General features: G+C 47.5%; 21 protein-coding genes. 5 read left to right on the forward strand and 16 right to left on the reverse strand.

What is annotated here, in order from left to right:
• Window positions 1-28: 28 nt before the first annotated feature.
• On the reverse strand, window positions 29-1246 hold the full coding sequence (locus TW89_RS07380) for a D-alanyl-D-alanine carboxypeptidase family protein (protein WP_128581016.1): 1218 nt from the start codon (window positions 1244-1246) through the stop codon (window positions 29-31).
• Between the two features lie 204 nt (window positions 1247-1450).
• Between TW89_RS07380 and ilvA the strand changes: the two genes are divergently transcribed.
• Window positions 1451-2974, forward strand: coding sequence for a threonine ammonia-lyase, biosynthetic (gene ilvA, locus TW89_RS07385; protein ID WP_128581017.1), 1524 nt, complete (start codon window positions 1451-1453; stop codon window positions 2972-2974).
• Between the two features lie 59 nt (window positions 2975-3033).
• Here the strand turns inward: ilvA and trmB are convergent, their stop codons facing one another.
• The 3 genes from trmB to TW89_RS07400 form a co-directional block, all read right to left on the reverse strand.
• Entirely contained in the window at window positions 3034-3750 is a 717-nt protein-coding gene (gene trmB / locus TW89_RS07390) for a tRNA (guanosine(46)-N7)-methyltransferase TrmB (protein ID WP_128581018.1), read from the reverse strand.
• Window positions 3751-3887: 137 nt separating this feature from the next.
• Window positions 3888-4544, reverse strand: a complete 657-nt coding sequence (locus TW89_RS07395; RefSeq protein ID WP_003746785.1) for a response regulator — start codon at window positions 4542-4544, stop codon at window positions 3888-3890.
• Complete coding sequence (locus tag TW89_RS07400; protein ID WP_128581019.1) at window positions 4541-6301, reverse strand: histidine kinase; 1761 nt, start codon at window positions 6299-6301, stop codon at window positions 4541-4543. Before TW89_RS07400 ends, TW89_RS07395 begins: the two co-directional genes overlap by 4 nt.
• A 261-nt stretch (window positions 6302-6562) precedes the next feature.
• Here TW89_RS07400 and mobA point away from each other — a divergent pair, with 261 nt between their 5' ends.
• Entirely contained in the window at window positions 6563-7144 is a 582-nt protein-coding gene (gene mobA / locus TW89_RS07405) for a molybdenum cofactor guanylyltransferase MobA (protein WP_049323245.1), read from the forward strand.
• A 124-nt stretch (window positions 7145-7268) separates the two neighbouring features.
• On the opposite strand, the gene TW89_RS07410 is transcribed toward mobA, so the two are convergent.
• From TW89_RS07410 to TW89_RS07425, 4 genes are all read right to left on the reverse strand, one after another.
• Window positions 7269-8108: an NAD-dependent epimerase/dehydratase family protein gene (locus TW89_RS07410; RefSeq protein WP_128581020.1), complete on the reverse strand. Its 840-nt coding sequence runs from the start codon at window positions 8106-8108 to the stop codon at window positions 7269-7271.
• Between the two features lie 40 nt (window positions 8109-8148).
• Window positions 8149-8631 carry a DUF2269 family protein gene (locus tag TW89_RS07415; RefSeq protein WP_128581021.1) on the reverse strand — a complete coding sequence of 161 codons (483 nt, stop codon included), beginning with the start codon at window positions 8629-8631 and terminating at the stop codon, window positions 8149-8151.
• The gene (locus TW89_RS07420; RefSeq protein WP_128581022.1) at window positions 8628-9017 is read right to left on the reverse strand and encodes a DoxX-like family protein; all 390 of its coding nucleotides are present in this window, start codon (window positions 9015-9017) and stop codon (window positions 8628-8630) included. Before TW89_RS07420 ends, TW89_RS07415 begins: the two co-directional genes overlap by 4 nt.
• Window positions 9018-9277: 260 nt before the next feature.
• Complete coding sequence (locus TW89_RS07425; protein ID WP_063068990.1) at window positions 9278-9796, reverse strand: GbsR/MarR family transcriptional regulator; 519 nt, start codon at window positions 9794-9796, stop codon at window positions 9278-9280.
• 239 nt (window positions 9797-10035) lie between these two features.
• Here TW89_RS07425 and ygiD point away from each other — a divergent pair, with 239 nt between their 5' ends.
• The gene (ygiD, locus tag TW89_RS07430) at window positions 10036-10848 is read left to right on the forward strand and encodes a 4,5-DOPA dioxygenase extradiol (RefSeq protein ID WP_128581023.1); all 813 of its coding nucleotides are present in this window, start codon (window positions 10036-10038) and stop codon (window positions 10846-10848) included.
• Between the two features lie 34 nt (window positions 10849-10882).
• Here ygiD and TW89_RS07435 read toward each other — a convergent pair whose 3' ends face one another.
• From TW89_RS07435 to nadA, 3 genes are all read right to left on the reverse strand, one after another.
• Window positions 10883-11536: an IS1595 family transposase gene (locus TW89_RS07435; protein WP_128581024.1), complete on the reverse strand. Its 654-nt coding sequence runs from the start codon at window positions 11534-11536 to the stop codon at window positions 10883-10885.
• Between the two features lie 115 nt (window positions 11537-11651).
• The gene (gene nadB / locus TW89_RS07440) at window positions 11652-13160 is read right to left on the reverse strand and encodes an L-aspartate oxidase (RefSeq protein WP_128581025.1); all 1509 of its coding nucleotides are present in this window, start codon (window positions 13158-13160) and stop codon (window positions 11652-11654) included.
• 51 nt (window positions 13161-13211) lie between these two features.
• On the reverse strand, window positions 13212-14324 hold the full coding sequence (gene nadA, locus TW89_RS07445) for a quinolinate synthase NadA (protein ID WP_128581026.1): 1113 nt from the start codon (window positions 14322-14324) through the stop codon (window positions 13212-13214).
• A 156-nt stretch (window positions 14325-14480) separates the two neighbouring features.
• Between nadA and TW89_RS07455 the strand changes: the two genes are divergently transcribed.
• Both TW89_RS07455 and nadC read left to right on the forward strand, forming a co-directional pair.
• The gene (locus TW89_RS07455; RefSeq protein WP_128581028.1) at window positions 14481-15419 is read left to right on the forward strand and encodes an NUDIX hydrolase; all 939 of its coding nucleotides are present in this window, start codon (window positions 14481-14483) and stop codon (window positions 15417-15419) included.
• A 74-nt stretch (window positions 15420-15493) separates the two neighbouring features.
• Window positions 15494-16375, forward strand: a complete 882-nt coding sequence (gene nadC / locus TW89_RS07460) for a carboxylating nicotinate-nucleotide diphosphorylase (protein WP_128581029.1) — start codon at window positions 15494-15496, stop codon at window positions 16373-16375.
• Between the two features lie 189 nt (window positions 16376-16564).
• On the opposite strand, the gene TW89_RS07465 is transcribed toward nadC, so the two are convergent.
• From TW89_RS07465 to TW89_RS07490, 5 genes are all read right to left on the reverse strand, one after another.
• A complete protein-coding gene (locus TW89_RS07465; protein ID WP_128581030.1) occupies window positions 16565-17515 on the reverse strand; it encodes an IS110 family transposase in 951 nt (316 codons plus the stop codon).
• A 411-nt stretch (window positions 17516-17926) separates the two neighbouring features.
• A complete protein-coding gene (locus tag TW89_RS07475) occupies window positions 17927-19111 on the reverse strand; it encodes a zonular occludens toxin family protein (RefSeq protein ID WP_128581031.1) in 1185 nt (394 codons plus the stop codon).
• Between the two features lie 12 nt (window positions 19112-19123).
• Window positions 19124-19402, reverse strand: a complete 279-nt coding sequence (locus TW89_RS07480) for a DUF2523 domain-containing protein (protein WP_070823738.1) — start codon at window positions 19400-19402, stop codon at window positions 19124-19126.
• Between the two features lie 2 nt (window positions 19403-19404).
• Window positions 19405-20916 (reverse strand): IgG-binding virulence factor TspB family protein, encoded by a 1512-nt coding sequence (locus tag TW89_RS07485; RefSeq protein ID WP_128581032.1) that lies wholly within the window; start codon window positions 20914-20916, stop codon window positions 19405-19407.
• Window positions 20909-21217, reverse strand: coding sequence for a hypothetical protein (locus tag TW89_RS07490; RefSeq protein WP_128581033.1), 309 nt, complete (start codon window positions 21215-21217; stop codon window positions 20909-20911). Before TW89_RS07490 ends, TW89_RS07485 begins: the two co-directional genes overlap by 8 nt.
• Between the last annotated feature and the right edge of the window lie 91 nt (window positions 21218-21308).

Genomic DNA, 21308 nt, shown 5'->3' on the forward strand with positions numbered 1-21308 from the left:
CTTTATTTATGTTTTGATAGAAAGAGGATTAACTGAATAATCCTTTAAACCACAACACAATCGCGTCCCACATACGGCGCAACCAGCTGCCTTCTTCCACGCCGGTCAGGGCGACGACGTCTTTTTCGGCAATAATTTTACCGTCTTTCATGACTTTCAGCTTGCCCAATACTTGGCCTTTTTCAATCGGGGCGAGGACGGGCTGAAGCGTTTCTAAGATTGGTTTGACGTTTTTGCCGGTATCGTGAGGAATGGTAATGTAAACATCGTCCAAGAAACCGATATCTACGGCTTTGGTGCTGCCTTTGTAAACTTTGACTTGGGAAATCACTTCTCCGCCGTTGTAAAGTTTAGGCGTATCAAATGCCTGCAATGACCAGTTGAGCAGTTTGCTGCTTTCGCTGGCGCGCGCTTCGGTGGATTCGGCACCGGCAAGAATGGAAACAATACGGCGGTTGTTGCGTTTGCTGGAAGCGGCGAGATGGTAGCCTGCGCCTTCGCTATAGCCGGTTTTCAAACCGTCGATACTGCTGTCGCGATAGAGCAGGAGATTGCGGTTGGGCTGCTCGATATTATTGTATTTGAAAGATTTGTTTGCAAATAAAGGATAATATTTTGGATAGTCATTGATGAGCGCGGCAGCCAAGATGGCAAGGTCGCCAACGGTTGAAACATGGCCGTTAGAAGAAATACCGGTCGGGTTGTTGAAGTGGGTGTGCTTCATGCCCAAGCGTTTGGCTTCTTCATTCATTTGTTTGACGAATTCGTCGATAGAGCCGTTGCCAAGGGCTTCAGCAAGGGTAATGGCGGCATCGTTGGCCGATTGGATGGTTGTACCCTTAATCAAGGAGCTGACGCTGACAGGAACTTTGGGATCGAGGAACATGCGCGAACCTTCGACTTTCCATGCAGCATTGGAAACGGTCAACATTTGTCCTGCCTCAAGCGTACCGTTTTCCAGTGCTTTAAAGGCAAGGTAGGCGGTCATCATTTGCGTCAACGCGGCAGGCTCGATAGGCGTGTCGGCATTGTTGGATACCAAGGTTTGCTTGCTGTGCAGGTCGGTAACGATATAGGCAGTCGCTGCAATTTCCGGCGGCGTTGTCGGGCTGTTGATGCTGTGCAGCAGCGGCTGCGTTTGAGCCTCGCTTTGTACGGCAGGTGTGGATGCAACCAGGTCGGCAGCAAGGGCATGAGTATTCAGGAGGGCAGCAAAAATTAAGCTAAGTAGCGTTTTTTTCATCATTATTTGTGGATTTGAATATGAGTGGACACTGTTATTAGGTAAACAGTTTGGCATATTAAATAGATATTAAGCGGACATTATACCGTCTCATTTAGGCTTTGCTAAGATTTTTCTTGCCTTCAGACGGCCTCAGGGGTATGGTTTTAACTTTTTCCTCCGGTCGATTTGACCGAATTGCAATTTATTTCCGAACACTAAAATACCATGAACCATTCCCTTCCTCTTTCCGATTATCTAACCCGTATTTTGACCGCTTCCGTTTATGATGTGGCCGTAGAAACGCCTTTGGATTTGGCACGCAGTTTGTCAGGCCGTCTGAACAATCAGACTTTGCTCAAGCGCGAAGATTTGCAGCCGGTGTTTTCGTTCAAAATTCGCGGCGCGTACAACAAAATGGCGAAGCTGCCGAAAGAAGCCTTGGATTGCGGCGTGATCGCTGCCAGCGCGGGCAACCATGCGCAGGGTGTGGCTTTATCGGCGCAATATTTGGGTTGCCGCGCCGTCATCGTAATGCCGGAAACTACGCCGAAAATCAAAATTGATGCGGTAAAGAGCCGTGGCGGTGAAGTGGTATTGAAAGGTGTGTCTTACAACGATGCCTATGATTATGCGATGGAGTTGGCAGAAAAGGAAAAACTGACCTATATCGCGCCGTTTGATGATCCTGATGTGATTGCGGGTCAGGGAACCATCGGCATGGAAATCCTCCGTCAACACCGCAATATCAATGCGATTTTTGTCCCGATTGGCGGCGGCGGTTTGGCAGCAGGCGTGGCGGCGTTTATTAAACAGGTTTGCCCTGAAATTAAAGTCATTGGCGTGCAAACCGATGATTCTTGCTGTATGAAGCAATCGGTTGAGGCAGGGGAAATCGTACATTTGAAAGATGTTGGCCTGTTTTCAGACGGCACGGCTGTTAAAGTGGTGGGCGAGGAAACCTTCCGCTTGTGTAAAGAGCTGTTGGACGAAATTATTACGGTCAATACGGATATGTTGTGCGGCGCGATTAAAGATATTTTTGACGATACGCGCAGTATTACTGAGCCTGCGGGTGCATTGGCCCTTGCCGGCCTGAAGGCTTATGTTGCGAAAAACAATATCCAAGGCCAAAACTTGGTTGCTGTAACCAGTGGCGCCAACATGAACTTCCACCGCCTGCGCCATGTTTCAGAACGCAGTGAGCTGGGCGAGGGCAACGAAGGTATTTTTGCCGTTACCATTCCTGAAGAAAAAGGCAGCTTCCTCAAGTTTATCAATGTCTTGGGTAGTCGGAATATTACCGAGTTCAACTATCGCTACGGCAACGACAACAATGCTCATATTTTTGTCGGTCTGCAAACTGCCGGTGCGCAAGACTTGGCCGTCATCAGCAAACAACTGGCTGACGCAGGCTTGCCGAATGTTGACCTGACCAATGACGAAATCGCCAAAATCCATATCCGTTATATGGTCGGGGGACGGACGGAAAAAGTATCCAGTGAACGTTTGGTCAGCTTTGAATTTCCGGAACGCCCCGGCGCATTGTCCCGTTTCTTGAACCATATGCGCGCCGAATGGAATATCACTTTGTTCCATTATCGCAATCATGGTGCGGACTACGGCCGTATTTTGGTCGGTATCGATGTACCTGAAAGCGACAATGAAGCCTTTACCGATTTTTTGGAGAGCTTGGGTTATGTTTATAAAGAAGAAACCGATAATCCGGCTTATAAACTTTTCTTGGCTTAATCAATAAGATAAAAGGCCGTCTGAAATTTTTCAGACGGCCTTGTGTTTTATGTTTGGCTTTATTTCTTACGGAACACCAAGTCCCAAACGCCATGACCCAATCGTTTGCCTCGAGCTTCAAATTTGGTTTCAGGGCGATAATCAGGTGTAGGGGCGTAATCGGCAGCCGTGTTTTGCAAAGCGTCGAAACTGCTCAAAACCTCTAGCATTTGCACGGCGTATTCTTCCCAGTCGGTCGCCATATGGACATAGCCGCCGCTTTTGAGTTTGGGCAGCAGCTTTTCAACAAACGGCACTTGTACCAAGCGGCGTTTATTGTGGCGCTTTTTGTGCCACGGGTCAGGGAAGAAAATATGAATGCCGTCTAAAGAACCGTCTTCCAGCATCTTTTCCACCACTTCCACCGCATCATGACGCATTACGCGGATATTGGAAATGTGTTCTTCCTCAATCAGCTTCAAGATATTGCCCACGCCCGGGCCGTGAACATCAATCGCTAAAAAGTCGGTATCGGGCAGATGTTTGGCGATTTCCACTGTCGCGACGCCCATACCGAAACCGATTTCCAAAACTTTAGGATTGTCCCGTCCGAATGCGCGGTTCAAATCCAAAGGAGCTTCTTGGAAGTCCACACCAAATTGCGGCCACATCGTATCGATGGCGCGCTGTTGGGCTGCGGTCATATGGCCTTGGCGCAAGACGAAACTGCGGATGCTGCGTTTGTGTTCTTCAGGAACAGTATTTTCGGGGGTATTTTCTGGAATGTTTTCGGACATGTTGTTTTAAATCAGTGAGAAATCAAATAAAAAGGCCGTCTGAAAGAATCAGACAACCCTGCATACAAATCGGCGTGATTATAGCGAATAAACGCTCTTCCCGAAACCTTTTAAAAAGAAGGTTTCAGACGGCCTTTTTAAGACAATTCCGGTTGCGGTACTTTGTGTTGCACCGCATAAACCGCAGCTTGAACGCGGCTGCTTAGATTCAGCTTGCGTAACAGGTTCTGCACATGCACTTTGACGGTTGACTCAGCCAAGTTCAAATGGCGGGCAATGATTTTATTGCTGTGTCCGGCGGCAAGGTAGCCTAAGATTTCCATTTCGCGCGGGGTCAGCTGCGCCAGCAGATGGTCTGAGCGGGAAGGAGATGGAGAAATCAGTGATTGCACCAAGCGGCTGGTCATTTCCGGAGAAAAGACATTGTCACCATCGACGGCTTTGCGAATGCTTTCCAACAGGAAGTCGGCATTGATGTTTTTCAGCAAAAAGCCTTTTGCGCCCATACGCATACATTCGGTCAAATCATCGCTGTCTTCAGAAACAGTCAGCATGATGACGGTCAGCTGCGGATTGATACTTAAAATTTGAGCCAATGCTTCGCGGCCGTTCATAACCGGCATATCCAAGTCCAGCAAGACCACATCAGGCTTGAGCTGCTCAACCATTTTTACGCCGGCCAGGCCGTCTGAAGCTTCGCCGACGACTTCAAAATCAGGCTGGCGGGAGAGCAGGGCTTTGATGCCGCTGCGAAATAGGGTGTGGTCGTCAATAAGGGTAATTTTAATCGTCATGATGCTGTTCTCATTTGTTGCGGCAAAGTCAGCATAACCGCCGTACCTTGCCCAATCTGCGATGTAATGGCCAATTCTGCGTTAATCCGTTGGGCCCGTTCCTGCATAATACCCAAGCCGACATGTTCGCCTGAAGGCCGGTTTGATAGGTGTTCTTTATTAAAGCCTGCGCCGTCGTCCCGAATCGTCATGACAAAATCGCCGTGGTTAGCAATTTCGACGCTGACATGTTGCGCACGCGCGTGCTTCCGGATATTGGACAGGCTTTCCTGCAAGATGAAGATGATTTGCAAATGCTCATCATAATTCAAAGCCTGCCCGTCGTCCTGCCATTTTAAATCAACTGGAATACCGGTTTGTCGTTCAAAACGCGCCAGCAGCGATTCTACCGCTTCAGGGAAATCTTTATTACTGATTTTGGTGCGGAAATTCATCAGAAGCTCGCGTACGTCTTCGTAGCATTCCTGCACGCCGTCTTTAATGAAGCCGATATTTTCTTCTGCCTGCTCGCGTTGGTTTGAAGCAAACGCGCTTTCCAACATTTGCACCTGCAAATTCAAAAAGGTCAGGGCTTGTGCAATGCTGTCATGCAAACCTTGTGCAATCAAGTTGCGTTCTTGCAAGACAGCAAGCAGGCGGCGTTCTTGTTCCATGCGGTTGTTGGCGATGGAAATCCCCAGCTGCCCGCTTAAAGTCTGCAACAATTTTTCGTCTTGCTCATCAGGCATATGGCCGTCTGAAAAATACAGGGTCAGTACGCCGAGCTGTTCGTCTTGATAAACGATCGGAAATTCTACACGATTTCCCTCTTCGGTTTCACCGACACTTGCCGCCAAGTCAGAGCGTTTGCGTTCTTCATCGGAAAGATATACTGTACCGCCCAAAGCGGAAAACGCCGGCAGAATCTGAGCCAAAAATTCTTCTGCGGCCTGTTGCGGCGTAAAGGTTTGGTGCAGGTTGCGCGTAGTCTGGTAGAGCAGGGTCAAGTCACGGTTTTGCCGGGCCAAGTCTTGGGTTTGTTGGGCAACCTGTCCTTCCAAATCCGTATAAAGCGTTTTCAGACGGCGGCTCATTTGGTTGAAACCCTTGCTGACTTGGGCGAATTCACGAATTTGGTCTGTATCGATTTGTACCCCGAAACGACCTTCGCTGATGGTTTCCACCCCGTCGCGCAATTTTTCCAGCGGCCGAATGATCCACGAATAATGCCAAACAATCATCAAGCCGGCAGCCACTAAAATCATCAGCATCATCGCCATTTGAAAACGGCGCAGCCACAAAGTATTTTGCTCGTTGGCGTTTTCCATCGCCTGCAAAAACAGCTCGATATTGCCGGCAAAACGGTACAGGCCGATTTGGGTCGGCCGCTCGTAATGTTGCAAAGAAGGCTTGATGTTGGATTCCCAATCAATCAACAGCATCGATTGGATCAAATCGTAAGCCAGCGGCATTTGTGACGGAATCAGCGGATGAATGGCATCGCTTTGCGTTACATTGGCCAGCGTACGCTCAAATTCTTTGATTTGGTTGTCAATTTGCGCATTGGGCGTACGGACGCTTGCCATATAAGCCAAACGATACACCTGCATTTTCAAGCTGCCCGCATCTTCAATCGTTTTGGCCGCGCTTTCCAAACGCCAAGAAAGCAGCAGGGTAAAGGCAATCGATAAAAAAGCCGAGCCGACCCATAACACAGTCAGTAGTTTTAAACGCGAGGACAGGCTCAGGCCGTCTGAAGATCCGGAGAATAAACGCATAAAGCACGCAGGAAGACTAATCCGATAATCTTATAAAAATATCATTCTTTCGGCCTATAAACAACCTGTCTAAAATAATTGTATGGTTATGATAAGAAAAAACAGGGGTTTAATGTAAAATCATGTTATGATAAAATTCATCTTAAGTGAATTAAATCACAAAATCAGGTTTCAGACGGCCTGAAGCCTTTAAAAACTTATTCCATAAATACAACATCGCGAATAACACTTACATACTCTGCTTTGCAAAGGACTACCAAAATGAAAATTTTTGCACTGATATTGGCCGGCGGGCAGGGAAGCCGGATGGGAGGTGTCGATAAAGGGTTGGTGCAATGGCACAACAAAGCCTTGATAGACCACGTTATCGAAAAAATCCGCCCGCAAGTTAGCCATATCGCCATCAGTGCCAACCGCAACCTTGAATCTTATGCCCAACGCAGCGCACACGTTTTCTCGGATGCGCGCCAATGGCAGCATTACGGCCCTCTAGCCGCCTTATGTACTGCCGCCAACGATTTGCAAATTGCTACTGCCGATTGGCTGCTCATCGTATCCTGCGATATGCCGCGTTTGCCTGAAAACTTGGTTTCCCAGTTTGAGACCATCGCCAAACGCACGCCGTTGTGCAATGCATTTTATGTTGAAACCCCGGCCAGACCGCATTACAGCGTGATGTTTATCCGTCCGCAAATCCTGCAAAGTACCGTGCCATACCTTTATTCAGGAATGCGCAGCATACGCGGCTGGTTGCAGCAGCAACGCGCACGGGTCGTTCCTTTCCCTCATGAGCAGGATTTTATCAGCTACAACACGGAAAACGATTTGGCTCAGCCTTTGTAGTTGGGTAGGTAGAAGCAATAAGCTTCTGATGAACTGAATTGTTTTGCAATAAAGTATTTTATAAAAGCTTTAGGCCGTCTGCATAACAGATGGCCTTTGTTTTGTCATTTTAAAGTTAAATGAATTATAGGTAACCGGCAAAGTTTTCTGCTGCCAATGGTTCCCTGCCTAGTAAAGCTGCAAAATCAGAATAGTTGGCGCATGAGCCTTGCTTGAGCAGGGCAAAGCTGTCGCGGCTGATGATGCCATTACTGAGGAGGTTGGCCAACGGCAGTGCTGGGTCAATCAGGCGCAGGGGAACGGGTAGGATGTGTTGCGGCGGTTTGTGGTGCAGGGTTTGGCGGATGGTGGTCAGGTATTCCGCCAAAGTCAGCGTTTGACTGCCGGCCATATTGATGATGCTATGGTCGGTGTCGGCTTGGACGGTAAGTTTTGCCAAACCTTCGGCAACATCGGCAAGGTGTACGGGCTGCAAATGAAAGCGACCGGCTTCCAGTAAGGGAAGCAAAGGGAGGTGGGCTAGTTTGATGAATAGCTCGCAACTGGTTCCTCCTCGTCCGTAAACGACGGATGGTCTGGCTATGGCAATCGGTATGCCGCTTTGAGCAATGGCATCATCGCCACGTCCTTTGCTGCCGACAAAGTTGATGGATTGAGATGGATCGGCACCCAGTGCGGATAGTTGCACCCAGCGTTTTATACCTGCTGCTTTTGCCCATGCGGCGAGCTGTTTGGGGGTGTGGTGATGTACGGTTTCGAGTATTTCGGCATGACGGCTCATAGTTCCAATGCAGTTGATGAGGACATCTTGCCCTTCCAGTAAAAGGCGTGCGGCGGTTTCATCAGGATGAAGAAAATCGAAGGCGCGGCGGTCGGGCGTGAAAACTTGGTGACCTTGTGCTTTGAGGATTTGAACGGTACGGCTACCGATGAAGCCGCTGCCTCCGAAAATGATGATGTTCATGGTTTTTCTTTATATTGTTGCTGAGGTCGTCTGAAAATCTTTAAATCGGCTTCATCACCATCAGGAAGTAAATCACAATAGTGGCGCAGAAGGCGGGATAGCCCAGCAATTCCCAGCGTCTGGCGTAACGCCAGTAGGGCTCCGGAATGGTGTCTGCGTTTTCTTTGTGCGCTTTTTCGGCAATCTTGGACATGCGGATTTGCAGCCAGACAACAGGCAGCCAGCAAATGCCTGAAAAGATGTATAAGGCCAGCGTCATCCATATCCAATTTTGTTCCAGCATAGTGGCAACGGTATAGCCGCGTTCATACAGCATCCATAAGCCGGACAATGGCTGGAAAATGACGGCGGGGGTTGTAAACCACCAGTCCGCTTTGATGACCCAATGCGAGACGACCGACTGCGCGGCAACCGAACCGCTGCGGTTTGCCCAAAAGAGGTAAAACGCTGTACCAAAACCGGTGCCGACCATTAAGGTAGCCGAGATGATATGCAGGGTTTTAACGATTAAATAGGTATTCATTTTTTATCTCCTACGGATTGATACAGGAAAAACAAAGTAGCCATAATCGGCAGATTTTTCATCAAAGGTGCAAATGGATGCATCCACATTTCGGGCAGCCTGAAGGCAATAATCAGGCTGTATGCCGCGACGGTTATCAATTGCAGCAACCATATTTCGGAACGGGAGCGAAAGCGGCTGAAGCATAAAAAGGCAAAACCAATGTCCAGCAGAGAAGCGGCGATTAATGTAGGCCATTGCAACGGATCGGGAATACCGACCGAATGCAGCAAATCCAATGACATTTCAGGCATGAAAAATAGAGGTTGGGTACCGCTCCACAGCCATAGCAGTCCCATCGAGTAAGGCAGGTAGGCGGGTAGGGTGTGCGTAGTGTTGTCGGACATGCTGGTTTCCTATTTTGTTTTGGTTTAAATATATAATCAGTCTGTAATTTCTATAATTTCTGTCAAAAGAGAAATTATAGGGTAAAAAATTTTAGATAGGCTTCTGGATTGTTTCCTTAGGAGGGAAATCCATATCCAGTGATTCAAAATCTACCAAAGAATATCAAGCTTCAGATAAACATGCCCATAAAGCTGTCATGAGCATGTTTTCATATCCTAAATAGCATTGGCTATGTTTATTGAGAACAAGTCCATTACCATCATCGGAAAAATTTTTGTATTCCAGCGCCTATTTTCAAAATTTTTACCATGGTTGAAGTAGAAAGCTTCAGCATTTCATTTGCCCACACGGTCAGCGTACTAATGAAATCATGGGTTTGTTGGATTCGCTGCTTGGCAGTTTCATTTTCCTGACTAAATTCGGGGCTGTCGATCAGGCTTTGCAAAAATTGCCGCGTCGGTTCTATTTCGCGCTGCATACGCACTTCTGCAATAGTACGGAACAAAGTCCAGACATCATCAGAAGTTTCAAAATGATCGCGCCTGTCGCCCAAAATATGTACGGTATGTACCAATCTCAGGTTTTGCAGCTCTTTAATACTGTTGCTGACATTGGAGCGCGCTACGCCGAGCGTTTCGGTAATTTCCTCGGCATTCATCGGCCTGCCTAAGATGTAGAGCAGGGCATGGATTTGTGCAACGGTACGGTTGACGCCCCATTTGGTACCCATTTCACCCCAATGGAGGATAAATTTTTCAGTGGTCGGATTCAGTTTCATAGTGATGGTATTCTATTTTTATCTTTTATTTCTGTCAATACAGAAATAAAGAAAGTTTTGGCTGTCTGAAATAAAATGTTCAGACGGCTTTTTAATGCATTTTTCTAAATACATCAATGGTACATCCAACTTTGTCAGCTATTATTTCCTATTAGTAAAAGATATTGTTCATAAACCAGTATTTTTTGAATAAAAATTTATCCGTACAATCTGCTGGATCAGATAACGAGGAGCAGAACATGAAAAAAATGTCTGTATTGTTTGTTGGGCATGGTAGCCCGATGAATGCGTTAGATAAAGAAAACCCGTTCAATCAGAATTTCAGCCTAATTACGCAAAAGTTTGCCAAACCAAAAGCCATTTTGATGATTTCAGCGCATTGGTACAGTAGCCGTTTGCAGGTTACGTCTGGTGAACATCCAGAAATGATTTACGATTTCTACGGCTTTCCTGAAGAGCTCAGCCAAATGCAATATCCCGCGCCTGGTTCGCCTGAGTTGGCGGAGCAAGTAAAGTCATTATTACAGCCGGAAAATGTCGAGTTGAACCCAACACGTGGTTTTGATCATGGCGCATGGGCGGTGTTGAAATTTCTCTATCCCGATGCCGATATTCCCGTGGTGCAACTGAGCCTTAACTGTTTGAAATCAGCTGAATGGCATTTCAATTTGGCGAAAAAATTATCTGCCTTACGAAAACAAGGCGTGTTGATTATCGGCAGCGGCAATATTGTGCATAATCTAAGGGCGATAAGCTGGGAACATATCGATCAAATCGGTGCAGGGTATGACTGGGCGTTTGCGTTCCGCGAAACGGTCAATCAGGCAATTGCAACACGAGATAATGAAACTTTGGTGCATTATGAGCAGCTAGGCGAAAAAGCCGAGCTTTCTGTACCAACGCCAGATCATTACTTGCCGTTGCTGTACATCATGGCATTACGCGAACCACAAGACGAGATTACATTTTTCAACGATAAGCTGCTTGCAGGATCGCTTAGTATGACGTCAGTGTTCGTGGGTAAAGGAAAAAAATCCATCCTTTTTTATTGATTCACTTTGTGAATGGGGCTGACGTAGATTAGCCCTAAATTCCACACCAATCCCGCAGAATTTTAAGCTGTTGAGACGGTGTGCCGAAGTTAAACCGAAATTCACATTCTTTCAAGAACAGCGGGAAAGATTTGCGATCGATTCCGTTGTATTTTCGTAAGACACGTTTTGCCTGATTCCAAAAATTCTCAATGCCGTTAATGTGGTTCTGACGATCTGCAAATTCCTTGGAATGGTTGATGCGGTAATGGATGAAACCGCTCACGTCCAACTTGTCGTAGCTGCTCAGGCTATCCGTGTAAACAATGCTGTCCGGCATGATTTTCTGTTTGATAACAGGCATCAAAGTATCAGACTTGGCATTATCTACGACAACGGTATAGACCCGTCCGTTGCGTTTCAGGATGCCAAAGACAACCACTTTTCCTGCCGCACCGCGACCACGTCTGCCTTTACGCCGTCCGCCAAAATAGCTTTCGTCCAACTCGACAGGGTCCTCGAAAACCTCATCGGCAGCCAAGGCCAAATGATAGTTTATAACCGTGCGGATTTTACGGTAGAACAGTGCTGCTGAATTGGAATGGATACCCAAAATATCGGCCGCAGAACGGGCAGTAACTTGGAGTACAAAAAATTCAAGTAGTTTCTTTTGAACTCTCTTACTTAATTTACAATTGGTTATCTGCATTTTCGTAGCTTAGCATAACCGCTAATCTACGTCAGCCCCTTCCTTAATCATGTGTGAACCTTTGCTTTTTCAGTCAATGACGTTATTTATTGGAGAAATGTTTTCACTATCAGCCTTAACAATCACTATTAAAATGCGCGCCAATATTTTGCCGTCTAGCGTATGCGGCTTGGGCTACGGCGAGGCTGCATTCGAGTAGGTTGCGGTTTTCGTATTCGGACGCGGTGTGCGGTTCGGCTTGGTTTTGCTTCCAATGCCGAAGTTGGGCGATGGCGCGGCGCAGGCCGGTATCGTTGCGGAGGATGCCGAGATGGCATTGGTTGAACGCTTGCAGGACGGGACGGCTGAAGGTGTTTTGAAGGTCGTCTGCAAAGATGCCTGCTTCGGCGGTGGGTTTTTCAGACGACCTTTTGGACGGTACGGTTTGGAACGCTTGTCCGTCCGCGATGGTTTGGGCGGCAAGTCTGGCGGTAACGACGCATTCGAGTAGGGAGTTGCTGGCGAGGCGGTTGGCTCCGTGCAAGCCGGTGCAGGCGGTTTCGCCTAAGGCGTAGAGCTGCGGCAGGGAGGTTCTGCCGCAGGGGTCGGTTTGGATGCCGCCGCAGGTATAGTGTTGCACGGGGCGGACGGGGATGGCTTGGCGCGTGATGTCCAAGCCGCATTGTGACAGGCAGTGCCGATGGATGGACGGAAAATGCTGACGGACGAACGCTGCGGGTTGGCGGCTGATGTCGAGCGAGACGAAGTCTTGCGTTTGCTTGGCAATTTCGGCGGCGATGGCGCGGGCAACGATGTCGCGCGGAGCGAGTTCGGCGCGGCAGTCGTAATGCGGCATAAACCGTTCGCCCGATTGGTTGGTCAGGATGCCGCCTTCGCCGCGCACGGCTTCGGAAATCAGGAAGGTACGGCCGTTTTCAGACGGCCTTGCCAAGCCTGTGGGGTGGAATTGGATAAATTCGAGGTTTTCAACTGCGCAGCCTGCGCGTATTGCCATAGCGATGGCGTCCCCCGTGCATTCGGGCGGCGTGGTGGTGGCGGCGTAAATCTGTCCCAAGCCGCCGCCTGCAAGTACGGTATGGCGGGCGCGGATGCGGTAGGTTTCTTGCGTTCGGCAGTCGAGGACGGTCAGCCCGCACGCCGCGCCTGATTCGGTTTGAATGTCCAACGCCATCTGCCGCTCGCAAACGCGGATGCTCGGGCGGCAGTGTATTTGGGCAATCAGACTCTGCATGACGGCTTCGCCCGTGTAGTCGGCAACGTGGGCGATTCGGCGGCAGGTATGCCCGCCTTCGCGCGTTAGGTGAAGGCCGTCATGACTCCGGTCGAACGCCACGCCCTGCGCCAGCAGCCATTCGATTGCCGGTTTGCCCTGCGACAGGATGGTGCGGACGGCGGCTTCGTCGCACAAACCCGTGCCCGCTTCCAAAGTATCGGCAACGTGTTTTTCAATGTCGTCCTCTCCCGACCACGCCGCCGCAATCCCGCCTTGGGCATGACGGCTTGCGGTGTCGTCCAGCCGGTTTTTGCACAAAATGACGATGCGGAACGACTCAGGCAGCGACAGGGCGAGCGTCAGTGCCGCCAGCCCGTTTCCGGCAATCAATACGTCGCAATCCGTTTGCATGGTGTTGTCCTTGTTTGAGAGGTCGTCTGAAACGGCAATATAGACGGCAAATCAGGCGGGGCCCATGCCGTTGAACACATCTTTTTTCTTCAATCCTGCCGCGAAGTCGAGCATACGCTGCAAAGGCAGTTTGGCGGCTTCGCCCAGCTTTCTGTCCAACAGGATTTCGTTGCGTCCGCTTGTTAGGGCGTATTTGATGCCGCCCAGCGAATTCATCGCCATCCACGGGCAGAACGCGCAGCTTTTGCAGCTTCCGCCGTTGCCCGCCGTCGGCGCGGCGATGAATTCTTTGTCGGGCGCCTGTTTTTGCATTTCGTGCAGGATGCCCAAGTCGGTCGCCACGATGAATTTTTTTTCGGGACGAGATACGGCGGCTTTGAGCAGTTTGCTGGTCGAGCCGACCACATCGCCCAGTTCGATGACGCTTTGCGGCGATTCAGGATGAACCAGCACCACCGCGTCGGGATGCTCCACCTTCAACGCCGCCAGTTCCTGCCCTTTGAATTCGTTATGGACGATGCACGAACCCTGCCACAACAGCATATCCGCGCCCGTTTCGCGGCGGATGTAGTCGCCGAGATGGCGGTCGGGCCCCCAAATCAGCTTCTCGCCGCGCGATTTCAGATACGACACGATTTCTAATGCCACCGAAGACGTTACCACCCAGTCGGCACGCGCTTTCACGGCGGCGGAAGTGTTGGCGTATACCACCACCGTACGGTCGGGGTGTTGGTCGCAAAAAGCTGAAAACGCTTCTTCCGGACAGCCCAAATCCAAAGAACATTCCGCCTCCAAATCAGGCATCAGCACCGTTTTTTCAGGGCAGAGGATTTTCGCGCTCTCGCCCATGAATCGCACACCCGCCACCACCAATGTACCGGCTTCGTGTTCTGCGCCGAAGCGTGCCATTTCCAGCGAATCTCCCACGCATCCGCCTGTTTCCAAAGCCAAATCCTGAATCAGCGGATCAACATAATAATGCGCCACCAAGACCGCGTTTTTCTCCTTCAGCAAAGCCTTGATTTCGTCTTTCAGACGACCTGCCGTCTCGCGGTCGGGCGTATCGGCAACCTTCGCCCACGCCTGACGGATTTGGCAGGCAGAAGTCGGCGTTTGGATGAGGGGCATATCGTAATCGAACGAGCGGCGGGCGGCGGTTTGCATGAGACTTCCTTATGGCTGGTTTTTCAGACGGCATAAAGATTTGCCGTTTATATTTTGAAATATTTTTATATTATGCTCAACTTGAGTATAATGTGCAAGATCGTCTGAAAACCGCTTTGGTTTACAATAAGGTTTTCTCTTGAATGAAAGCCACGTATGGATGCCTATCCTGAAACAGCAGCCAATACGCAAAGTATCGTTGAGCTGGTTCCTGTACTGATTGCCATTACAAACGGCAGCTTGAGGGTTTTGACAGTTGCCAAAGGAGAGCTATTACCCAATGGCCTGCTTGCACCGCTTCGCCACTCTCTGCAAGCAGGAGTCAGGATGTGGGTCGCCAAGCAGACATCGCAGCCTATGGGCTATGTAGAACAGCTTTATACGTTTGTAGATACGCGCCGTCAAAACGAGCAAGGCCTGCCTGTCTTGTACGTCAGCTATCTGGGGCTGGTGCGCGAGGCGGCCGACAACATCCTGCATCCTGATGCGAAATGGCAGGACTGCTACTGCTATTTTCCGTGGGAAGATTTGCGTAGCGCTGGTGGGCAACATGAGACCATCGTCAGCCGCCTGCGCATTTGGGCAAACTCGGCGGACACGGAGGAAGTGCGCCAAAAGCGGCTCAAGCGCATTCATTTGTGCTGGGGGGTAGAACCTGAAAACTGGTCAGAAGAATACGTTTTGCAACGCTATGAAATGCTGTATGAAAGCGGCCTGATAGCGGAAGCCACCGAGCTTCAGGAAAACTTCGACTTCGCGTTCACGGGGCAGCCCATGCGCCACGACCACCGCCGCGTACTGGCGACCGCTCTGTCCCGCCTGCGCGCCAAAATCAAATACCGTCCCGTGATTTTTGAACTGATGCCGCCCGAATTTACACTGCTGCAACTGCAAAACAGCGTCGAAGCCATCAGCGGCCGATTGTTGCATAAGCAAAACTTCCGCCGCCAGATTCAGCAGCAGAACCTTATCGAGCCGTCAGATACCGGCGTATCAGGTAGTAAAGGCCGTCCTGCACAGCTTTACCGCTTCCGAGATGACGTTCTGCCCGAACAGCTGATTTCTGATATCGGGCTGCCGCTGGGTAACCGCTAACTGATTTTCAGACGGCCTCAAATTAAATTTTGCCCCATCGGGCAATATCAATATTTTTCAACAAAGGAAACCCCATGCCGTCTGAAAACAATCTTCTTCCTCTGCCCGATACCCTGTTGCGCCCCATGGTCGAACAAGCCTTGAGCGAAGATCTGGGCAGGCGAGGCGATATTACGTCAGCAGCCGTTATAGCGCCCGATAAAACTGCCAAACTTTTCCTGATCAGTCGTGAGGACGGCGTAATAGCAGGAATGGATTTGGCGCGCCTTGCCTTTCAGACGATGGATTCGTCCGTCCGTTTCCAAGCCGAAATCCAAGATGGACAAGCAGTCCGTGCAGGTCAGACGCTTGCCGCCGTCGAAGGCAACGCCCGCGCGCTGCTCGCCGCCGAACGCACCGCGCTCAACTACCTCACGCACTTAAGCGGCATCGCCACCGCCACCGCTCGCGCAGTAGCCGAAGTCGCTGAATACGGCACAGACATCGTGTGCAGCCGCAAAACCATCCCACTGCTTCGCGTCCTGCAAAAATACGCCGTCAGAGCAGGCGGAGGCGTGAACCACCGCATGGGCTTGGACGACGCCATCCTCATCAAAGACAACCATCTTGCCTATTGTGACAGCATCGCCCAAGCCGTTCGGCAGGCAAAGCAGGCAGTCGGACCGTTGACCTGCGTGGAAATCGAAGTGGACACATTGGCACAACTGGACGAAGCCATCGCAGCGGGCGCGGAACGGATTTTGTTGGACAACATGGACGACGAAACCTTGAAAGAAGCGGCAAACCGCTGCCACACACAAACCGCCCACCCACACACCGTCTATTGCGAAGCATCGGGCGGCATCGGCTTTGACCGCCTGAAACGCGTGGCGCAAACCGGCGTGGACGGCATCGCCCTCGGCTATCTGACCCACAGCAGCCGCTCGTTGGACATAGGTTTGGATTTCGTGGCTTAAATTTCGAGTTTGCTATAAAGCAAAGATAGTGTATTGCACAGTCAAATATCTTTACATTTCTTGACGTTGTAATAATACGCACCCCGACTTATTCGGGGTGTTTGTTTTGTTTTGAATATATTCAATGTTTTGATTTATGTTTTATTTTCAATAAATTGAAAATCGACGGCGAAAGCCAGGTTTAATTTTTCATTTATATCTTTCCACTTGGAAATCTTGGCCGTTCTGCAAAAGCGTAAACGCGATTACCGCCAGTTTCCTCATGATGGCGATTAATATCAGCTTTATATGTTTTCCCTTGTTTTTCAGACGGCCTACAAATTCTGGAAAGGCATTGCAACGATATGCGACAACGGCAGGCATATAAAGGCTTTTCCGTATTTCCGAACTTCCGATTTTTGATATTCTGCTTTTTCCGTTTACGCTTGTTCCTGATTGATACTTTCTAGGGTCTAGACCTAGATAAGCCGTGAACTGTTTTGCATTTTTAAATTCATGTCTTTTATAGGTTGATAGCAATACGGCTGTCGCTTGCTCGCCTATGCCTGTTATTGTTTTCAGCCTTTTGCGCAGGTTGTTGTAACTTGGATTATCTTTGTAGAACTGGAGTAATTGCTTTTTGACTGTCTGTATTTGTGCTGTCAGGTTTGAAATAGTTTTTTGAATATGGGATTTGATGTAGTCGGGTGCTTCGTGTTGTTTGGCTTTTTCTGTTGCGCGTTGCTGTTTTAGATAATCTAAATATCGGGCGATTTCTTGTAATTGCTTCTGTTCTTTTGCCGGCGGTTGCCATGCTTTTAATTTGTGCTTTCGGTCTTCGCAATATTGCGCTATCAACTTTGCGTCTTGTGTGTCTGTTTTGGATCGTTGTAGTTCTGCTATCGCATATCCTTTTATCTTTCGTGGATTTTCTACGGTAATTGTATATCTTGAATAAAGATATTCGGCTAATGCTTCGTAATATGTGCCTGTTGCTTCGCACACACAATGGAGCTTATCGGTTACTTTATGACTTTGTAGCCACTTTATTAATTGTTCAAATCCTCCTTTATTGTTCTGAAACTTCTTTTGATGATTTTGGCCGTCTGCAATCAAACAGCAATCTATTGTGAGCTTTGAAACGTCTATTCCTAAGTACATGGTTTTACCTTATTAATTCGGGCTTTTTGCCCTAGATAGTGTTCAAACTTAAGATGTACGAAAGCCCACGCTTCTATCTTTGCTACAAGCTGTACGCTTTGGCCGTACTTACGAAGTCGTGGGCTTTACTTGGTGTTTCGTCAAACGCCAAGCCCTCAATGGGCTGATTTACTCATTCAGGGCTTGAAGCTTATCGTGTGCTTGCCTTCGGCGACATTCGCCATGTGGCAGGGGTTGGCGCAAAAAACCGCACCAACCCTTCTTTAAAGCGTTTTTGGATGGGCTAGCGTCAAGGGGTATCCAAAAAGATTTATAAAGACGATAAAGCTGTCTTTACAAATCTTTCTGGACGTCCTCCCCCTGACTTGATTAATGGTTGTTTTATTGGTTTAGGTTCAATCCTGATCGGATTCATGAACCTGTTTTAGCGCCATTTTGTGCGCCTATTTCGTTTCCTTTTTCGACATAGCCGTCATACATTAGATTCTGTTGACTTTTACCGCCCATAGATAAAACTTGTGGCCTTTCTATTTCTTGTTCGGTTTCTTTAACTTCTGCTGTTTCGGTCTTTTTGGCTTTATAAGGATTGAACGGCAAGCCATCTTTGATATAGCTTAAACAGGTTTTTTTGTTTATTTCAGCAATCTTAGAACCTTGGTCTGTATAGCAATTACAGCCATTATCACTTTTTACGCAAGCAGAAGGCCAAGGCATGGCAGTTATTGATTTGTTCACGCCGTCATAAATTGGCGCGGTTTCGGGTCTATCTTCAATTCTCGGCTTGTAGTCATCTTCTGATAGATGTGGCTTCGGCGGTTCAGGAACAGCCGTTTGTGGCGTGTATTGCCCTTCTGCGTTGGTGCCGTTTGCTGTTGGAACAGCAACCGCCCCCACCGCTTCAGGGCTTGAGGCTTGCGCCTCAATTTTGGGCTTTTCCTGTTCTGCCTTCATCGTGTCTATCCGATTATTCCAGCTTGAATAGATATACCAACCAGCGGTAATTAAGAGGGCAAGCACGGCAGGGAAGATATATACAACACGGCTTAGCTTGGTTTTGATTTTGGTGTGTTCTTCGGCTGATTTATATACGCCGAAGGCTTTTCTATCTAAGGTATAAACGCTTTTTACAGCAGATGATACGTCTCTTGATGATGTTGGGTCTGCGCACCTTTCCCATTCCAACATACGGCGAACGCCTAAATTTGTTTTACCGATATGGCAATGATGGCCTACTAAAGCTCGGACGTTACTGTCAATTAGTCTGGGATGTTGGGTCAATAAGAAAATATCAATACCTTTATGACGGTGCGTTTCCAGTTCTGCCACAAAATCGGGAACTTTTGAACCGCTTGGGCGTGGCCTAAATACTCGCTGGCATTCGTCAATAACGAGTATTGCGCCTGTCGGTGCCCATTTGTGCCACGTCTGCATTGTTTCGCCTTCAGGAATAGGCAAATTTGGAATGATTTTTTCATCTACTTCAGGAATGCCGTCAAGATATAAAGGACGGTTTTTTAAGTCTTGACGTGTCATCAAGTCTGAAATCATTTTCAGGGTCTTGCCCGAACCTGGAACACCTGTAATTAAATAAAGCATACGTTACCCCTTTTATTTTTTACTGATAGAAGCTGACAATTTAGAAAGACTTTTAAGTGATACAACAAAGGCGAAAGTACCGAAAATCCAGTTCAGACAAACGCCAATTCCTGCGATATAAGCTAGGTTCATGGCATCTGATGGAATACCGCCTATTTGCGTTTGAACGTGTGATAAAAGAAAGCCTTGAATTTCATTTAGCCCTACATAGCTGACAAATGAAAGACCAAGTGCGGTTATAACTTTTCCTGCGACGGTCATTAAAACGCTTGTGATTAATTTGCCCCACATAATTAAAGCTCCTTGACTGCGTTAAAAGCGAAAAATCCGCACATAATTATCGTGCCGAGAATCAATATAGGGCGAAGCAATCGGGCAATATTACAGAAATAGTCATAAGGAATTTCAAAAGTTCCTAATACGCCCAAAGTGAACGTAGGGTTAGCAGGACAGGTGCCGTTGGTGCTGAAAACGTCCAGCGGTTTTAATTCTAGGTTGATTGCTTTTTCAGGGATTTCTAAGTCTTTATAGTCCGTATCCCCTAAATCTTTACATGCCGAGGCTTCTGGGTGTTTTTCACAAAGGTCTTGGGCTTCTTTGCCGTCCTTACCATCTTTTCCGTCCTTACCGTCTTTTCCATCTTTGCCGTCTTTTCCATCAGGCTTATCATCGGGTCTGTCATCAGGTCTATCGTCTGGTCTGTCATCAGGCTTATCATCAGGTTTACCGTCAGGATTGCCATCGGGTTTACCGTCGGGCTTTCCGTTAGGATTTCCATCAGGCTTTCCATCAGGTTTATCGTTAGGATTTCCATCAGGACTACCGCCAGTATTGCCTGTCGGTGCAGGGCTATTATTAGTCTGTACAGAGGCTTCACTACTACCGCCGTTAATCGGATTTGTGAAAGTTACTGTATAGGTCTTTTTACCTTCAGGCGTTTCAACAGGACCGATTGTAACGACTGTTCCGGCAGGAACTTTGATATTTTCTTTATATTCAGGTTTGCCCGTACCTTCTACAAATGGCGTTGGGTTTCCATCAATAGAAGGAGTAGCGATTTGTAGGAATTTTTCTTCTGTCAAAGTTTCACTATATAGTCCATTTTTTGCACCATAATAAAAGCGCGTACCAGTGCTGATTTGACAAGAAACACCAGAACCAGCATAAAAACAAAATTGGAAATATGCTCCTTTGTATCTATCTTCTATAATTATTTTTGATGTTTTTTGAAAATCTTTTTCGACAAGAATTCTCATTAATTCTTCGGCGTCTTTACGACTTTGACCGCCTTTGTTTAACGCTTTAATAATTGAAGAATCAATACCTACACACGAATTAACAGCACGGTCTTTTAAACATAAAGCGTCTGGATAACCTTTTATAAATTCGCCTTGTTCTTGACTGTATTCATAGCCTTCAGATTCTAAAGAAGGTTTAACAATTTGATATGCGTCATAAAATAATGAAGCAGTACCAACATACGGAACGGCTTTTAATCCAAGTTTTGCACCTGCTTTTACCAGGCGAAATGCGCCTGATAAAACAGCTTTACGGGAAACAGTAGCTTCAAACGTTGCATTTACAGTCTGTTTTGATAAATAGCCCTGATATCGTGCCTTCATGGCCTCTGTTTGAAATTTTCTGTAAGAATTATCTGATACAGAACGCGCCCAGGGTTTCTTATCCCAATGTTCAGTATGTTGTTTTGTATAAGTGATAGACTTTGAATTATTAACATTAATTTCGCCTGCAACAGCAAAAGTAGATGTAAATAAAACTAATAAAAGAATGATTAATTTATTCATTTTTAACTTTAATCTTATCTAGTTTCTTCTTCTCTATTGATTTATTTAAGTCAGACATAAACTTAACCATATCAGGGTCTGATGGTTTAGGCTTTTTAGGATTTGTATCCATAATAAATAAATCATCATCTAGTGATTTTCTATTAAAATTAAACGGTTTTCTTTTCAGAAGCCCATAAATATTTAAAATTAAAAAAGAAATCATCATAAAATACCTAATTTCATTAGGTATTAAAATAATTTGGGAGAAATGAAGAATATAAAAAATTACAAATAAAATATTAAAAGTTTGGATAAACATATTTCTAACTTTCGTAAATGTTTCGGAAAATTAGATTCTATGCTTTATGCCTTGTTATGACTACTGAAAACTACGGATTAAGACGTATAAA

The organism is Neisseria flavescens (assembly GCF_001618065.1).
Taxonomy (GTDB): Bacteria; Pseudomonadota; Gammaproteobacteria; order Burkholderiales; family Neisseriaceae; genus Neisseria; species Neisseria flavescens_A.

What these genes read in the sequence shown, in the direction of transcription:
- TW89_RS07475 (WP_128581031.1), bottom strand. Translation starts at nt 19,111, where the DNA reads ATGCTTTATTTAATTACAGGTGTTCCAGGTTCGGGCAAGACCCTGAAA.
- TW89_RS07485 (WP_128581032.1), bottom strand. Translation starts at nt 20,916, where the DNA reads ATGAATAAATTAATCATTCTTTTATTAGTTTTATTTACATCTACTTTT.
- TW89_RS07420 (WP_128581022.1), bottom strand. Translation starts at nt 9,017, where the DNA reads ATGTCCGACAACACTACGCACACCCTACCCGCCTACCTGCCTTACTCG.
- TW89_RS07435 (WP_128581024.1), bottom strand. Translation starts at nt 11,536, where the DNA reads ATGCAGATAACCAATTGTAAATTAAGTAAGAGAGTTCAAAAGAAACTA.
- mobA (WP_049323245.1), top strand. Translation starts at nt 6,563, where the DNA reads ATGAAAATTTTTGCACTGATATTGGCCGGCGGGCAGGGAAGCCGGATG.
- trmB (WP_128581018.1), bottom strand. Translation starts at nt 3,750, where the DNA reads ATGTCCGAAAACATTCCAGAAAATACCCCCGAAAATACTGTTCCTGAA.
- TW89_RS07480 (WP_070823738.1), bottom strand. Translation starts at nt 19,402, where the DNA reads ATGTGGGGCAAATTAATCACAAGCGTTTTAATGACCGTCGCAGGAAAA.
- ilvA (WP_128581017.1), top strand. Translation starts at nt 1,451, where the DNA reads ATGAACCATTCCCTTCCTCTTTCCGATTATCTAACCCGTATTTTGACC.
- TW89_RS07455 (WP_128581028.1), top strand. Translation starts at nt 14,481, where the DNA reads ATGGATGCCTATCCTGAAACAGCAGCCAATACGCAAAGTATCGTTGAG.
- TW89_RS07400 (WP_128581019.1), bottom strand. Translation starts at nt 6,301, where the DNA reads ATGCGTTTATTCTCCGGATCTTCAGACGGCCTGAGCCTGTCCTCGCGT.
- nadB (WP_128581025.1), bottom strand. Translation starts at nt 13,160, where the DNA reads ATGCAAACGGATTGCGACGTATTGATTGCCGGAAACGGGCTGGCGGCA.
- TW89_RS07380 (WP_128581016.1), bottom strand. Translation starts at nt 1,246, where the DNA reads ATGATGAAAAAAACGCTACTTAGCTTAATTTTTGCTGCCCTCCTGAAT.
- TW89_RS07410 (WP_128581020.1), bottom strand. Translation starts at nt 8,108, where the DNA reads ATGAACATCATCATTTTCGGAGGCAGCGGCTTCATCGGTAGCCGTACC.
- nadC (WP_128581029.1), top strand. Translation starts at nt 15,494, where the DNA reads ATGCCGTCTGAAAACAATCTTCTTCCTCTGCCCGATACCCTGTTGCGC.
- TW89_RS07425 (WP_063068990.1), bottom strand. Translation starts at nt 9,796, where the DNA reads ATGAAACTGAATCCGACCACTGAAAAATTTATCCTCCATTGGGGTGAA.
- TW89_RS07415 (WP_128581021.1), bottom strand. Translation starts at nt 8,631, where the DNA reads ATGAATACCTATTTAATCGTTAAAACCCTGCATATCATCTCGGCTACC.
- TW89_RS07490 (WP_128581033.1), bottom strand. Translation starts at nt 21,217, where the DNA reads ATGTTTATCCAAACTTTTAATATTTTATTTGTAATTTTTTATATTCTT.
- TW89_RS07465 (WP_128581030.1), bottom strand. Translation starts at nt 17,515, where the DNA reads ATGTACTTAGGAATAGACGTTTCAAAGCTCACAATAGATTGCTGTTTG.
- TW89_RS07395 (WP_003746785.1), bottom strand. Translation starts at nt 4,544, where the DNA reads ATGACGATTAAAATTACCCTTATTGACGACCACACCCTATTTCGCAGC.
- ygiD (WP_128581023.1), top strand. Translation starts at nt 10,036, where the DNA reads ATGAAAAAAATGTCTGTATTGTTTGTTGGGCATGGTAGCCCGATGAAT.
- nadA (WP_128581026.1), bottom strand. Translation starts at nt 14,324, where the DNA reads ATGCAAACCGCCGCCCGCCGCTCGTTCGATTACGATATGCCCCTCATC.